The organism is Marinobacter sp. JSM 1782161 (genome assembly GCF_011421605.1).
GTDB lineage: Bacteria > Pseudomonadota > Gammaproteobacteria > Pseudomonadales > Oleiphilaceae > Marinobacter_A > Marinobacter_A bohaiensis.
This window is the reverse complement of sequence record NZ_WSSA01000003.1, coordinates 608,003-620,627: the sequence shown is the minus strand read 5'-3', so window position 1 is coordinate 620,627 and position 12,625 is coordinate 608,003. Positions and strand designations below refer to the sequence as shown.

11 protein-coding genes are annotated in these 12,625 nt (G+C 65.1%); 10 read left to right on the top strand and 1 reads right to left on the bottom strand.

Annotated elements, in window-relative coordinates:
- Window positions 1-285: 285 nt before the first annotated feature.
- The 6 genes from hemA (at window position 286) to GQB00_RS15640 (ending at window position 7,904) form a co-directional block, all read left to right on the top strand.
- Window positions 286-1,650: a glutamyl-tRNA reductase gene (hemA, locus tag GQB00_RS15665; RefSeq protein ID WP_165857003.1), complete on the top strand. Its 1,365-nt coding sequence runs from the start codon at window positions 286-288 to the stop codon at window positions 1,648-1,650.
- A 48-nt stretch (window positions 1,651-1,698) separates the two neighbouring features.
- Window positions 1,699-2,784: a peptide chain release factor 1 gene (prfA, locus tag GQB00_RS15660; RefSeq protein WP_111497421.1), complete on the top strand. Its 1,086-nt coding sequence runs from the start codon at window positions 1,699-1,701 to the stop codon at window positions 2,782-2,784.
- Window positions 2,777-3,616, top strand: a complete 840-nt coding sequence (gene prmC, locus GQB00_RS15655; RefSeq protein WP_165857002.1) for a peptide chain release factor N(5)-glutamine methyltransferase — start codon at window positions 2,777-2,779, stop codon at window positions 3,614-3,616. Before prfA ends, prmC begins: the two co-directional genes overlap by 8 nt.
- 24 nt (window positions 3,617-3,640) lie before the next feature.
- A complete protein-coding gene (locus tag GQB00_RS15650; protein ID WP_165857001.1) occupies window positions 3,641-4,411 on the top strand; it encodes a HesA/MoeB/ThiF family protein in 771 nt (256 codons plus the stop codon).
- Between the two features lie 311 nt (window positions 4,412-4,722).
- Complete coding sequence (locus GQB00_RS15645; protein ID WP_165857000.1) at window positions 4,723-6,192, top strand: NarK family nitrate/nitrite MFS transporter; 1,470 nt, start codon at window positions 4,723-4,725, stop codon at window positions 6,190-6,192.
- Complete coding sequence (locus GQB00_RS15640) at window positions 6,189-7,904, top strand: bifunctional protein-serine/threonine kinase/phosphatase (protein WP_111497425.1); 1,716 nt, start codon at window positions 6,189-6,191, stop codon at window positions 7,902-7,904. Before GQB00_RS15645 ends, GQB00_RS15640 begins: the two co-directional genes overlap by 4 nt.
- A gap of 3 nt (window positions 7,905-7,907) precedes the next feature.
- Here GQB00_RS15640 and phrB read toward each other — a convergent pair whose 3' ends face one another.
- The gene (phrB, locus tag GQB00_RS15635; RefSeq protein WP_165856999.1) at window positions 7,908-9,308 is read right to left on the bottom strand and encodes a deoxyribodipyrimidine photo-lyase; all 1,401 of its coding nucleotides are present in this window, start codon (window positions 9,306-9,308) and stop codon (window positions 7,908-7,910) included.
- Between the two features lie 225 nt (window positions 9,309-9,533).
- On the opposite strand from phrB, the gene GQB00_RS15630 reads away from it, so the two are divergent.
- From GQB00_RS15630 to rimK, 4 genes are read left to right on the top strand one after another with little or no spacing between them, the layout of a single operon-like run.
- Window positions 9,534-10,337: a hypothetical protein gene (locus tag GQB00_RS15630; protein ID WP_111497427.1), complete on the top strand. Its 804-nt coding sequence runs from the start codon at window positions 9,534-9,536 to the stop codon at window positions 10,335-10,337.
- 39 nt (window positions 10,338-10,376) lie between these two features.
- Window positions 10,377-11,249, top strand: coding sequence for a mechanosensitive ion channel family protein (locus GQB00_RS15625; protein WP_111497428.1), 873 nt, complete (start codon window positions 10,377-10,379; stop codon window positions 11,247-11,249).
- Window positions 11,236-11,718, top strand: a complete 483-nt coding sequence (locus GQB00_RS15620; protein WP_111497429.1) for an ATP-dependent zinc protease — start codon at window positions 11,236-11,238, stop codon at window positions 11,716-11,718. The genes GQB00_RS15625 and GQB00_RS15620 overlap by 14 nt, the downstream gene beginning before the upstream one ends.
- Complete coding sequence (gene rimK / locus GQB00_RS15615) at window positions 11,715-12,623, top strand: 30S ribosomal protein S6--L-glutamate ligase (protein ID WP_111497430.1); 909 nt, start codon at window positions 11,715-11,717, stop codon at window positions 12,621-12,623. Before GQB00_RS15620 ends, rimK begins: the two co-directional genes overlap by 4 nt.
- Window positions 12,624-12,625: the final 2 nt, after the last annotated feature.

The following is a 12,625-nucleotide window of genomic DNA, read 5'->3' as shown; positions in this document are numbered from 1 at the left end:
TTGCCCAATGACCGTTTTCTCATACGCCTGGGTCGGTCTCGTCGTGTGCGGTTAAAGGGTGCCCGAGTCGGCCCCGGCCCCGGAGCGCAAGCATCGCCTGACACGCATCGGATCCATGGTCAGGAAGCATGGATAGAAAACGTGGATAGATAAACTGGATCGGATAGATAGGTGATATTGCGGAAGGCGGCGGGTGGCGCTGCCGATTTGCCGTCGCTAGAATGATCGGCAGGTTGTTTTTTATACCCGAATCTTCTTGGAAGGCTACAGGTTTATCGCGGATTCATGGCATTACTGACGCTGGGCATCAATCACCGGACGGCTCCGCTGGAATTGCGGGAGCGAGTCGCCTTTACTCCCGAGACCATGGCGGAGGCCTTCTCGGCGTTGACGGTGGCGGTTGGCGTCAAGGAAGCCGCGATCCTCTCCACCTGTAACCGCACCGAGCTTTACCTGGCCGCCGAGGACGACTGCGCCGATACCGTGATCCAGTGGCTGGCGGGATTCCATGACATGGACCCGGCCGATTTGGCGGAAGCCTTCTATATACACGCCAACGGCGACGCCGTGCGCCATATGATGCGCGTCGCCTGCGGCCTGGACTCCATGGTGCTGGGCGAGCCCCAGATTCTGGGCCAGCTCAAGGACGCCTACGCCACCGCCCGCGCCCACAGCGCCAGCGGTTCGCTGCTGGCGCGGCTGTTTGAGCAGAGCTTCTCGGTGGCCAAGCGCGTGCGCACCGAGACCTCCATCGGCGAAAACCCGGTCTCCGTGGCCTACGCGGCGGTGAGCCTGTCGCGCCACATCTTTTCCGACCTGCGCAAGAACAAGGCCCTGCTCATCGGCGCCGGCCAGACCATCGAGCTGGTGGCCCGACATCTGCGCGAAGCGGGCGTGCCGGACATCATCGTTGCCAACCGCACGCTGGAGCGCGCGCAGGCCGTGGCCAGTGAATACGACGGGCACGGTATCCTGCTTTCCGACATTCCAGAGCACCTGCCCGGTGTGGACATCGTGATCGCCTCGACCGCGAGCCAGTTACCGGTGCTCGGTAAAGGTGCGGTCGAGCGGGCGCTGAAAGTACGCAAACACAGACCCTATTTCATGGTGGATATTGCTGTACCCAGAGACATCGAGCCGGAAGTGAGCCAGCTCGACGACGTCTATCTCTACACCGTCGATGACTTGCGTCAGGTGATCGAGGAGAACCTGCGTTCCCGCGAGGGCGCCGCCCGTGAAGCGGAGCGCCTGATCGAGTCCGGCGTCGAGGAATTCCAGTACCAGTTGCGGGCGCTGGATGCGGTGTCCACCCTCAAGCAGTACCGCCAGCACGCCGAGGACCTGCGGGATCGCGAGGTGGAACGGGCCCTCAAGGCGCTGCGCAATGGCGGCGACCCCGAGACCCTGTTGCGCAGCCTGGGCCGAGGCCTGACCAACAAACTGCTGCACGAGCCGTCGGTGCAGGTGCGCCGCGCGGCGGCCGAGGGGCGCCCGGAAATTACCCACTGGTTGCGTGAGCTGCATCAACTGGGGCGCTCTGAAGACGGCAAGCCGGTCGAACCGCGCGTGTCGCTCAAGCCGGTGCCGACGGACAAGCGCGCCGCCGAGCCCGATACTGCGTCTCACACCCCATTCAATGATAAGATCTGATCACGATTTTTTCCGGGCCCGCCCAGGGTCCGCTGATCTGGACGCTTCATGAAACCTTCGATTCAGACCAAACTCGACCGGCTCGTCGACCGGTTCGAGGAAGTGAGCGCATTGCTCAGTGACCAATCCGTGATCACCAATCAGGACCTGTTCCGCGACCTGTCCAAGGAGTTCGCCGAAATCGAGCCGGTGGTCGAATGCTACAAGGCCTACCAGCGTGCCAATGACGACGTGGCGGAGGCTCGCGAGTTGATCCGCGATGGCGACGCCGACATGCGCGAGATGGCCGAGGAAGAGTTGGCCAGCGCGGGTGCCCGAGTTGAGGAACTGGACCAGGAACTGCAACGGCTGATGATGCCGCGTGATCCGGACGACGGTAAAAACGCCTTCCTGGAGATCCGCGCCGGCACCGGCGGCGACGAGGCGGCCCTGTTCGCCGGCGACCTGTTCCGCATGTACAGCCGCTTTGCCGAGACCCGCGGCTGGAAAGTGGAAGTGATCAGCGAAAGCCCGGGCGAACACGGCGGTTATAAAGAGATCATCACCCGCGTCGCCGGCGACCAGGTTTACGGCGCGCTCAAGTTCGAGTCGGGCGCCCATCGGGTGCAGCGGGTGCCGGAAACCGAATCCCAGGGCCGCATCCATACCTCCGCCTGCACCGTGGCGGTGATGCCGGAAGCGGACGAGGCGGACGCCATCGAGATCAACAAGGCGGACCTGCGGGTGGACACCTTCCGCGCGTCCGGTGCCGGCGGTCAGCACGTCAACAAGACCGACTCGGCGATCCGCATCACCCACCTGCCCACCGGCATCGTGGTGGAGTGTCAGGACGAGCGTTCCCAGCACAAGAACCGCGCCAAGGCCATGAGCCTGCTGTCGGCGCGTTTGCAGGATGCCGAGACCGAGCGCCAGCAGCAGTCCGAGGCCGCCCAGCGCAAGAGCCTGGTGGGCAGCGGCGACCGCTCCGAGCGCATCCGCACCTACAATTTTCCCCAGGGCCGGGTCACCGATCACCGCATCAACCTGACCCTCTACAAGCTGGACGAAGTCATCGCCGGCGACCTCTCCCCGGTGATCGGACCGCTGCAGCAGGAGCGTCAGGCAGAACTGCTGGCCAGCCAGGCCGATGAATGACCGGTCGGCCACGGTCGCATCACTGCTGAGCAATGCCGCCGTGCGCATCGGCGGCGACTCGCCGCAACTGGACGCGGCGCTGTTGCTGGAAGCGGTGCTGGACCGCACGCCCACCTGGTTTCGCACCTGGCCGGAGCACCCGGTCGGGCCCGCCGATGTGGCCCGCTTCGACGCGCTGGTCGACCGGCGCGTTGCCGGCCATCCGGTGGTGCATCTGCTGGGTCACCAGGGCTTCTGGTCCCTGACCCTGCAGGTCAACGAACACACCCTGATCCCCCGTCCCGACACCGAATGCCTGGTTGAAGCCGCGCTGGCCCTGACGTTGCCGGTGGACGCCGCGGTGATCGATCTGGGCACCGGGACCGGCGCCATTGCCCTGGCTCTGGCCACCGAGCGGCCCGGCTGGCAGGTGAGTGCGACCGACGTGGTGCCCGATGCAGTGGCCCTGGCGACGGACAACGCCCGCGAGCTGGCGCTGCCCGTGACCGTTTACCAGAGCCGCTGGTTTGAGGATCTCGCCCCTGCGCGCTTTCACCTGATCGTCAGCAATCCGCCGTACATCGAGGCGGACGACCGTCATCTGGAGGTGGGCGATGTGCGCTTCGAGCCGGCCTCGGCGCTGGTGGCGGGAGACGATGGCCTGGACGATATCCGCACGATCGTCCGGCAGGCGCCGGACTGGCTGCACACCGGCGGCTGGTTGATGCTGGAGCACGGCTACAACCAGGGTGAAGCGGTCCGCGCGCTGCTGAGCGAAAGAGGGTTTGCAGATGTAGGCACCGGGCGGGACTATGGCGGCAACGACCGGTTCAGCCTGGGGCGCTGGCCATAGCCGACAGTAAACAGGACAAACGTGATGCTGACTGACGACGAACTCATGCGCTACAGCCGCCAGTTGCTGTTGCCGCAGCTGGATGTGGCGGGCCAGATCCGCCTCAAACAGAGCCGGGTGCTGGTGGTTGGTGCCGGAGGCCTGGGCTGCCCGGTGGCCCTGTATCTGGGCGGCGCGGGCGTCGGCCATCTGGTGCTGGCGGACGACGACCGGGTGGAAATCGCCAACCTGCAGCGTCAGGTGGCTTTCCGCCAGTCGGACATTGGCGCGTCCAAGGCGGAGAGCCTGGCGCGGCAGATCCGCGGGATGAATCCGGACATTCAGGTAGACGCCGTGGCCGAGCGGCTGTCCGGTGAGGCCCTGGCGCAACAGGTGGCGTCCGCGACTCTGGTGGTCGACTGCACCGATAACTTCGACACCCGTTTTGCCATCAATCGTGCCTGCGTCGAGGCTGGCGTACCGCTGGTGTCCGGCGCGGCGATTCGCGGGGAGGGGCAGGTCAGCGTGTTTGATAGCCGCTCGCCGGATCGTCCCTGCTACCAGTGCCTGTACCCGGACAGCGGCGACGAGGACCTGCGCTGTTCCGAGGCCGGTGTGATCGGCCCGCTCGTCGGCCTGATTGGCGCCTGCCAGGCCATGGAAGCCATCAAGGTCATCGCCGGTGTCGGAGAATCCCTGACCGGTCGCCTGCTGCTGCTGGACGCCTGGCGCATGGAATGGCGCGAGATGAAGCTGGCTCGGGACCCGGCGTGCCCCATCTGTGGGCCGGCCCATAGCGGTGGCGCACTCGAATAAGGCAGAGGTACGGCTTTGTGCGTTCCGCTGGTGCGGAACGCGCGGGTCCAGGCGGGCAATAACAAACCGCTGAACCCGTCCCTGCGCCGATTTGGCGCAACTGGTATGTGGCTTGCTTTCTCTTCCGCTGTATCTCCACTCCGGGAAAGGCTGTTGGCAAGGGCGTCACTGCTTGGAAGGTGAGTGATGTCCTTTATGAGGACAGTCGGTCCCGAGGGCGGCGCTCCGCGCTGGCCCGCTTTTCCCCACTCCCTTCCTGCAGACAGGCAGCCTGCCCGAGGCCATTCACGTTTGTGGTTCAAGGCAGCGTTATGTCGGAACAATCCTTCCAGTTTTTCGCGTTCCGGGGTAAGACCCGGATCCTGCATCTCAGTTGGGTCGCGTTCTTTATCAGTTTCCTGGTCTGGTTCAACCACGCCCCGCTGATGGTCACCATCCGCGAGCAGTTCAACCTGACCACCAGTGAAGTGAACACCATCCTGCTGCTGAACGTGGCGCTGACCATTCCCGCCCGCATCCTGATCGGCATGCTGGTGGATACCCTGGGCCCGCGTCGGGTCTATGCACTGGTGCTGGCGTTATCCGGCGTGTTCTGTCTGGGCTTTGCCCTGGCGGAATCCTTCGAGCAGCTGGCGCTGACCCGCTTCTTGCTGGGCTTCGTGGGCGCCGGTTTTGTGGTGGGCATCCGCCTGATCAGCGAATGGTACCCGGCCCGGGAGCTGGGTCTGGCGGAAGGCATCTACGGTGGTTGGGGCAACTTCGGTGCGGCTTTTGCCGGCCTGTCCATGCCGGCAGTGGCGCTGTTCTTCGGTGGCGATGACGGCTGGCGTTGGGCCGTTGGCACCACCGGCGTGATCGCCATGCTCTACGCCGTGGTCTTTTTCATCATGGTCAAGGACACGCCGGAAGGCTCCACCTACTTCAAGCCCAAGCGTGGCGGCGCCATGGAAGTCACCAGCAAGGGCGATTTCGTTCTCTACGTGTTGATGAACCTGCCGCTGTTCCTGGCCATGGGCCTGATTGCCTGGCAGTTGGGGCCGGCCAAGCTCGGCCTGGTGGGCGCGACCACCACCAACCTGATCTACGGGGTGATTGCCATCATGCTGGTGTTCCAGTTGGTGCGCATCTGGCAGATCAACGGTCACGTCTTCGACAAGCCGGTGCCGGCATTCGACCGCTACGCCTTCAAGCAGGTGGCGTTGCTGGACCTGGTCTATATGGCCAGTTTCGGTTCCGAGCTGGCGGTGGTGTCCATGCTGCCGCTGTACTTCCTCGACACGTTCGATATTTCACCGGTGCTGGCGGGCATGCTGGGCGGTAGCTTCGCCCTGATGAACCTGATCGGGCGTCCTGGTGGCGGCTACCTGGCGGATCGTTTCGGCCGCAAGCTGATCACCCTGGTGATGCTCGCCGGGATCAGCGTGGGCTACCTGTTGATGGGGCAGATCGACGGCGCCTGGCCGCTGCCGCTCGCGGTGCTGCTGGTGCTGTTCTGCTCGGTGTTCGTGCAGGGCGGCTGCGGGGCGGTCTACGCCTCGGTGCCCCTGGTCAAGCGACGCCTCACCGGGCAGGTAGCCGGCATGGCCGGTGCCTACGGCAACGTCGGCGGGGTGATCTTCCTGGTGGTGTTGGCGCAGGTGTCGCCGGCCGTGTTCTTCTTCGTGCTGGGCGCCGTGGCCCTGGCGATCCTGGTGCTGGTGGCGGTGTTTATGGACGAACCCAGCCCGCAGACCAGCGAAGTCATGCCTGACGGCTCGGTGCGGATGATCGAGGTGCCATGAGCGGACGACTGCAGGTGCGCCTGGGCCAGCACAGCGCGGCCGGGCGCAAGCCGGAAAACCAGGACAGCCTGGGCGCCCGCTACCCGGAAGGCGAGGCGCTGGCGCTGAAGGGCGTGGCGGCGGTGATCGCCGACGGCGTCAGTGCCTCCAGCGCTGGCCGCGAGGCGGCGGAAGCCTGCGTCAAAGGTTTCCTGCACGATTACTACAGCACGCCGGATTCCTGGAGCGTGGAAACCTCCGCCAGCCGTGTGCTGGGCGCCCTCAACCGCTGGTTGCATGGCCGCGGCCAGGCGCGTCACGGCAGCGGCAGCGCCATGGTCTGCACCTTCAGCGGCCTGGTGATCAAGAACAACCGGGCCTACGTGTTCCACGTCGGCGACAGCCGCGTGTACCTGCTGCGCGGTGGCGATCTGGAATGTCTCACCCAGGACCATCATGTGGTGATGGGTACGTCGCGCCAGGCGCTGTCCCGCGCCATGGGCGTGGAGCTGAACGTGGAGATCGACGCGCGCCGGTTGACGCTGGAGCCGGGGGACCGGCTGATCCTCACCACCGACGGCGTGCATGGCGTGTTGCAGCGAGCGGAGCTGATCGAGGGCGCGTCCATCGACGATCCCGAAACCGGCGCCGAGTGGCTGGTGACCCACGCACTGGAAGCGGGCAGCAACGACAACCTCAGCGCCCAGGTGGTGGCTGTGGATCACCTGCCGGCCCAGGATCTGGACGCCCACTACGAGCGGCTCAGCGAACTCCCGTTCCCGCCGCCGTTGCGGCCGGGCCAGTCCCTGGACGGCTACCGCATCATCCGCGAGATCCACGCCAGCCGACGCACCCACGTTTACCTGGCGTCGCCGGACGACGGCCGGCCGCTGGTGATCATGAAAACCCCGTCCCCCAATTTCCAGGATGATCCCGCTTACATCGACCGTTTCCTCACCGAGGCCTGGGTGGCGCGTCGGGTCAGCAGCCCCCACGTGGTGCGCTCGATCGAACCACCGCAGCAGCGCCAATGCCTGTATTGCCTGACCGAGTACGTGGATGGCCCCACGCTGCGGGAATGGATGAACGACCACCCGCGGCCGTCGCCGGCGGAGGTGCGTGGCATCGTGCGCCAGATCGCCGCCGGCGTGCGGGCGCTGCACCGGCTGGAAATGGTGCATCAGGATCTGAAGCCGGAAAACATCGTGATCGACCGCGACGGCACGGTGAAGCTGATCGATCTGGGCGCGGTGCGCATTCGCGGTATCGAGCAGATCGACGTGCCCTGGAACGAGGACGGCTACCTGGGCACCGAACGCTACGCGCCGCCGGAGTGCCTGGACGGCGATCGCCCCACGCCGGCGTCCGACCGCTACGCGCTGGGCGTGATCGCCTACGAGATGCTGACCGGACGGCTGCCCTACGCCCGCCCGCCGAAATCGTCGGCCCGATCGCGGCTGCGGTATCGCAGCGCCCGCGAGGTCTGTCCGGACCTGCCGGTGTGGCTCGACGCCTGCCTGGAGAAGGCCGTGGCTTTTCGGCCGGAAGAGCGCTATCCGGCGCTGTCGGAATTCCTGCAGGACTTGGCACATCCGAACCCCAAGCTGCTGCCGGATGCCAACCCGCCGCTCATGGAGCGGGTGCCCGCCGAACGCTGGCCGGTGATCGCCGTGACGTCCCTATTGCTCAACGCCGCGCTGCTGCTCTGGATTCTGGTGCACTCGAACTCTTGAGCACTAATCCTTGAGTGCCTGGAAGCGGGCAATGGCCTCCTTGCGTGAGCTTTTCAGGTCCACGATCGGGCGCACGTAGCCCTTCGGCACCGTGCCGCCGGCGGCCGGGTTGTGGATGCGCTTGTTGTCCAGGTCACGCAGCTCCGGCACGTACTGCCGGATAAAATCGCCGCGTGGATCGAAGCGCTCGCTCTGGGTGGCCGGGTTGAAGACCCGAAAGTAGGGCGCCGCGTCGGTGCCCGTGGAGGCGCTCCACTGCCAGCCGCCGTTGTTCGATGCCAGATACCCGTCCGCCAGGTTGCGCATGAACCAGGCCTCCCCCAAACGCCAGTCCAGGAACAGGTTCTTCGACAGGAACATGGCCGCCACCATGCGCAGGCGGTTGTGCATCCAGCCGGTCTGTCGCAACTGGCGCATGGCGGCGTCGACGATGGGAATACCGGTGCGGCCTTCCTGCCAGGCGGTCAGGGTCTCGCCGGCATCGTTCCAGGTCAGCGCCTCGGTTTCCGGCTTGAACGCCCGGTGCATGCTGACCCGGGGAAAGTGGTAGAGGATGTTGACGTAGAAATCGCGCCAGCAGATCTCGTTGAGCCAGGTGCGGATGCCGGTGGCGCCCGGTTGCTGTCTCAAGGCGTCCAGCCCCGCCTGCAGGCACTGGCGACCGGACAGGATGCCGCTGGCCAGGTAGGGCGAGAGCAGGCTGGTGCCGTCCACCGCGGGAAAGTCCCGATCCTCCTTGTAGCGTGCGCCACGTTCTTCCAGGAAGGCCTGCAGGGCATCGTGGGCCGCGTCCTCACCGGTTCGTACGAGCGCGGGCGGCGCGTCCCCGAACCCGTTCGGCGTGGCCGGTCGCGGCGGTGCGGCCAGTCTGGCGTTGTGCGGGGCGGGAATGGCCAGGGGGTGCGGGTGGTTCTGTTCGACCCAGTCCCACCAGCGACGGGAGAAGGGGGTAAAGACCGAGTAGGGCTGGTCCTGTCCGGTCAGCACCGCGCCGACCGGCGCCACGGTCTGGTCGCGGTATTTGTGGAGCGTGACGCCCGAGGCCCGCAGTCTCTGGTGGGCGGCTTTGTCTCGCCGGCGTTCGTTGACGCCATATTCCTCGTTGATGTGGACCGTGTTGATGGATTGATCCCGTACCAGCGTTTCCAGTGCCGACAGACTGGCTTCGAAGTCCGCCACCTCGACGATGTGCAGCGGGATGCCCAAACCGGCGAGGCGTTGCCCCAGGGCCTCGACATGATCCAGCATCAGGGCTGCCCGCGCCGGTGACAGATCGTGCGACTGCCACTGGTCGGGCGTGACGAAAAAGCAGGCCTCCACGGCCTCGCCGCTCTGACAGGCGGCCACCAGAGCCGGGTTGTCGGCGACGCGGAGATCGTTGCGGAACCAGACGAGTTGGGGCATGAAGTTCGGTGTCCTGTTTTGAATCCGTTACTCCCATGTATTCGCGGGATGCCGGTGATTGGATTATAGTTAAATGAAATTATTGAATTTTATAGATGTTCAAGGCGCACCGGGCCTGTCCGCAGTAGTGCGTACTTGAGCCGGGCCGGGTTACGGTCTAAATAGAGCGCTTTATTGACCGCGGGCGGCCTGCGCCGTCCCCATCAGCGAGTTTGATAGCAGACCATGGAAACGGTGCCCAACGAATCCGGCGCGTGGAATCACACCTACAACCTGGCGTCCGGCCAGACCCAGAAACACGAACTGAGCGAGACCCGTTTCTGGGTGACCCTGCTCGACAACGAGTGGCAGGTGCGCTGGGAGCGCAACGCCGGCGAGACCGATCGCACCGAGTGGCGTCAACAGGTCAGCCATGTGTTGCCCGGTAGCGAGGTCAAACAGCATCGCTTCATCCGCCCGGACGAGGACGGCGACCTGCTGTTCATGCCGGCCATGGCGGATCGACCGACCATGATCCGGCCCTACCAGCCGCTGACCATCCCGGCCGGTCGGGAGTGCACCATCTACGTGGCTACCCTGGTGTGGCTACGGATCCTGGTGGGGCGAACCCGCACCCAGTTGATGGAACTGCCCCTGGCGGAACCCTCGCTGACCTGGGTCGGGCGCACCACCATGGATGGCGAGCTGTGCTACACCGCGCCCACCTATGCGCGGCTGGTGCTGGATGCGGTACCCAAGCGGCCCTGGCGGGCGATCAGTCCGGTGCGAATCTGTAACCGCCGTCAGGAGCCTCTGCTGCTGGAGCGGTTCAGCCTGCCGACACCGTCTTTGCCGCTGTACCGAAATGAGCGCGACCAACTGTGGACGCCCCAGGTAACGGTGGTGTGCGAGACGGAGATGGCGCAGGCGTCCCTGCGGGTGGCTCGTCGCCTGCCGGCGGAGGCCGGTGAGTGCGAGAAGCTGGCGGAGGCCCGCTCCTGGCACGACCGCGGCGTGCTGACCAAGGCGCTGGACCGGATTTTTGGGTAATCTGAGCCGCGACAGGGGCTTAACGAGGAGCGGGATGAAATGGATGATATAGGCGGCGCACTGGCGGCGGAGCTGGGGTCGATAGACTGGGGCGCCTGGCTGCGGGTTGTGGTGCTGCTGGCTCTGGGGTTCGTTCTCGCCACCGCGGCGTCCCGCGGGATGGCCCGGTTGCTGGGCAGCCGCTCGTCCCGGCATGTGACCGTCCTGTTCGGCCGTGTGGTGTTCTACGCGATCTTCGTTATCTTTATCATCGCGGCGCTGCGCGAGGCGGGGTTCGCGCCGGACGTGCTGCTCGGCGCGGCGGGCATCCTGACGGTGGCGATCGGCTTTGCCTCGCAGACCTCGGCGTCCAACATGATCAGCGGTTTGTTTCTGCTGGTGGAGAAGCCGTTCGAAATTGGCAACTTCATCGAGGTGGACGGCACCATTGGCGAGGTGATCGGCATCGACATGCTCAGCGTTAAACTGCGTACGGCGGACAATCTGTACGTGCGCATCCCCAACGAGACGCTGATCAAGACCCGGGTGATCAACCGCTCGCGCTTCCCGATCCGGCGGCTCGACCTGACCGTCGGGATCGCCTATCGCGAGGATATTCGTCGGGTGCAGCAGTTGTTGCTTTCGCTGGCCGAGGAGAGCACGGTTTGTCTGGAGGAGCCCAAGCCGTTCGTGCTGACCACGGCGTTCGGGCCCTCGTCGGTGGACCTGCAGTTCTCCTTCTGGGTGCCCGCGGACAAGGTGCTGGAAGGACGCAGCACCATGATGGAAGCGGTCAAGGCCCTGCTCGACCGGGAGCAGGTTGAGATTCCGTTTCCGCACACCAGTGTCTACGCCGGAAGTGCGTCGCAACCTTTCCGGATTGAGCTGATCAGGGATGACAACCGACAGGAAGTAACCGATGACGAGCGATAAGACGAAGGCAACACAAACGGGCGATCAGCGGGTGGCACTGGGCTGGCGCGAATGGCTGGCTTTGCCGGACCTGGGCATCGAGCGGATCAAGGCCAAGATCGACACCGGGGCGCGCACCTCGTGCCTGCACACGTTTCGCATGGAAACCTACACCGAAGGTGAGGAACGTCGCGTGCGCTTCTGGGTCCATCCGGAACAGAACAACCTGCACAAGGTGATCGAGTGCGATGCCGCGGTGCTGGACGAGCGGCTCGTGTCCGACTCCGGCGGCCACCGCGAGCAGCGCCTGGTGATCCTGACGTCGGTCCAGGTGGGTGCCGTCAGCTGGCCCATAGAAATGACACTGACCAATCGCGACACCATGCGCTTCCGGATGCTCCTCGGGCGCACGGCCATGGCTGGCAAGGCGCTGGTGGATCCCCAACATTCTTATCTGGCCGGTGATCCGGCCGCAGGGAGTACTTCATGAAGATTGCTGTCCTGTCCCGTAACAAATCGCTCTATTCCACCCGCCGCCTGGTGGAAGAGGGGCTGAACCGGGGCCATGACGTGCGGGTGATCGACTGCCTGCACTGCTATATGAACATCACCTCCGCCAATCCGGAGATCCATTACCGCAAGGAGATCCTGGACGACTTCGATGTGGTGATCCCGCGCATCGGTGCGTCGGTGACCTTCTACGGCACGGCGGTGCTGCGCCAGTTCGAGATGATGGGCGTGTTTCCGGTCAATGAGTCGGTGGCCATCAGCCGCTCCCGGGACAAGCTACGCTCGCTGCAACTGTTGGCGCGCAAGGGCGTGGGCATGCCGGTCACCGGGTTTGCCAACAAGCCGGACGACGTGCCCGAGCTGATCCGCATGGTGGGCGGCTCGCCGGTGGTGATCAAGTTGCTGCAGGGCACCCAGGGCATCGGCGTGGTGCTGGCGGAAACCCGCAAGGCGGCCGAGAGCGTGATCGAGGCGTTCATGGGCCTGAAGGCGGACATCCTGGTGCAGGAGTTCATCAAGGAGGCCGGCGGCGCTGACATTCGCTGCTTCGTGATCGGCGACAAGGTGATCGCCGCCATGAAACGCCAGGCCGGGGAAGGGGAGTTTCGCTCCAACCTGCATCGGGGCGGTACCGCCTCGCTGGTGCGCATTTCCCCGGAAGAACGCCGCACCGCCATTGCCGCCGCCAAGGCCATGGGCCTGAACGTGGCCGGGGTGGATCTGCTGCGCTCGTCGCGTGGGCCGCTGGTGATGGAAGTGAATTCGTCACCGGGCCTGGAAGGCATTGAAACCGCCACCAGCAAAAACGTGGCGGGCATGATCATCGACTGGACCGAGAAGAACCAGAAACCCTGGAAGACAAGAACAAAAGGTGGGAGAGGCTGATC

What these genes read in the sequence shown, in the direction of transcription:
- GQB00_RS15645 (WP_165857000.1), top strand. Translation starts at nt 4,723, where the DNA reads ATGTCGGAACAATCCTTCCAGTTTTTCGCGTTCCGGGGTAAGACCCGG.
- GQB00_RS15640 (WP_111497425.1), top strand. Translation starts at nt 6,189, where the DNA reads ATGAGCGGACGACTGCAGGTGCGCCTGGGCCAGCACAGCGCGGCCGGG.
- GQB00_RS15620 (WP_111497429.1), top strand. Translation starts at nt 11,236, where the DNA reads ATGACGAGCGATAAGACGAAGGCAACACAAACGGGCGATCAGCGGGTG.
- phrB (WP_165856999.1), bottom strand. Translation starts at nt 9,308, where the DNA reads ATGCCCCAACTCGTCTGGTTCCGCAACGATCTCCGCGTCGCCGACAAC.
- rimK (WP_111497430.1), top strand. Translation starts at nt 11,715, where the DNA reads ATGAAGATTGCTGTCCTGTCCCGTAACAAATCGCTCTATTCCACCCGC.
- hemA (WP_165857003.1), top strand. Translation starts at nt 286, where the DNA reads ATGGCATTACTGACGCTGGGCATCAATCACCGGACGGCTCCGCTGGAA.
- GQB00_RS15650 (WP_165857001.1), top strand. Translation starts at nt 3,641, where the DNA reads ATGCTGACTGACGACGAACTCATGCGCTACAGCCGCCAGTTGCTGTTG.
- prmC (WP_165857002.1), top strand. Translation starts at nt 2,777, where the DNA reads ATGAATGACCGGTCGGCCACGGTCGCATCACTGCTGAGCAATGCCGCC.
- GQB00_RS15630 (WP_111497427.1), top strand. Translation starts at nt 9,534, where the DNA reads ATGGAAACGGTGCCCAACGAATCCGGCGCGTGGAATCACACCTACAAC.
- prfA (WP_111497421.1), top strand. Translation starts at nt 1,699, where the DNA reads ATGAAACCTTCGATTCAGACCAAACTCGACCGGCTCGTCGACCGGTTC.
- GQB00_RS15625 (WP_111497428.1), top strand. Translation starts at nt 10,377, where the DNA reads ATGGATGATATAGGCGGCGCACTGGCGGCGGAGCTGGGGTCGATAGAC.